At 25.5% G+C, this 247-nt stretch carries 1 protein-coding gene; it reads right to left on the reverse strand.

All coding sequences use genetic code 11. The annotated features are described in order from the left end of the window. Positions 1 to 84: 84 nt before the first annotated feature. The gene (locus ACX6CF_RS27340) at positions 85 to 222 is read right to left on the reverse strand and encodes a GyrI-like domain-containing protein (protein WP_458788516.1); all 138 of its coding nucleotides are present in this window, start codon (positions 220 to 222) and stop codon (positions 85 to 87) included. Between the last annotated feature and the right edge of the window lie 25 nt (positions 223 to 247).

Raw genomic sequence — 247 nt, forward strand, 5'->3', positions numbered from 1 at the left:
GTTTAAGATATAGATTATTTTCTATTCACATATTAAAGGTGGTTATTTATTCTACTTAACCACCTTTATTTTAATGAATATTATTTATAAATGTGCTACAGGAATTTGAATCTCTGTAAGATAATCATGTGCGTTATTTGATTTATATTCATTGATTATTACTCGTTCGATGCTGTCCCCATTAATTTTATAACCATTGTTTTTAAGGTATTCAAGTATCATTTCATAGTATTTTGGTGATTCTTTG

The sequence above is a fragment of the Vallitalea sediminicola genome, from assembly GCF_054408565.1.